The sequence below is a fragment of the Pseudomonas reactans genome, from assembly GCF_013387025.1.
GTDB classification, from domain to species: domain Bacteria; phylum Pseudomonadota; class Gammaproteobacteria; order Pseudomonadales; family Pseudomonadaceae; genus Aquipseudomonas; species Aquipseudomonas reactans.
Genome location: NZ_JACAQP010000181.1, coordinates 1 through 670 on the forward strand (window position 1 = coordinate 1; position 670 = coordinate 670).

General features: G+C 34.8%; 1 protein-coding gene and 1 tRNA gene. One reads left to right on the forward strand and one right to left on the reverse strand.

The features are described from left to right. Nucleotides 1-86, forward strand: a tRNA-Ser gene (locus HX793_RS32310). A gap of 139 nt (nt 87-225) precedes the next feature. Here HX793_RS32310 and HX793_RS32315 read toward each other — a convergent pair. Beyond that, the gene (locus HX793_RS32315) at nt 226-336 is read right to left on the reverse strand and encodes a photosystem II reaction center protein I (RefSeq protein ID WP_178905629.1); all 111 of its coding nucleotides are present in this window, start codon (nt 334-336) and stop codon (nt 226-228) included. Between the last annotated feature and the right edge of the window lie 334 nt (nt 337-670).

The following is a 670-nucleotide window of genomic DNA, read 5'->3' on the forward strand; positions in this document are numbered from 1 at the left end:
AGAGATGGCTGAGTGGACGAAAGCGGCGGATTGCTAATCCGTTGTACGAGTTATTCGTACCGAGGGTTCGAATCCCTCTCTTTCCGTTTCCGTTGATGACTTTCTATTTTTTTCTTTCAAATTTCGCAAACCCCTTTTTATTTTTTCCTAGTTAAACGTATGGAATATATAAAATAAAATCTTAAGAAAATTGGAAAATCAAGCAAGAAAAACAAAATTTTGATTTTATTCTTCACGTCCAGGATTACGTCCTGGATCATTGGATAGGAATCCAAAGATGAAGAGAGAAACAAAGAATATTACTACTGTGTAAACGAAAAGATTGAGAGTAAGCATTACACAACCTCCAAGATCATTATTTGAAAAAGAAAAACGAGAAAAGATAATAGATCCTCCATTTTTATATCACATATCCTATTTTGACACCAAGAAATGAATTCTCGAAATAGAAAAGAATGTTCAGAAATTCAAATGAAGTTGAAATTTGTAATAAGAGTCTTTGATTATCACAAATCACTTTCATACCCACAATTAGATATTCTAAGGGACCCTAACCTAATAAGGTCTTTCGCCGGAAAAAGGATTCGAATCGGGAAATGGGGCGAGCCCAATTTGTCGCGGCTATCCAAGAATTTCAATGTTTGAATTGAAGGTTCATACTCCCAGACTT

Bases quoted from the DNA above. Each gene is read 5' to 3' on its own strand.
- HX793_RS32315 (WP_178905629.1), bottom strand. From the start codon at position 336: ATGCTTACTCTCAATCTTTTCGTTTACACAGTAGTAATATTCTTTGTT.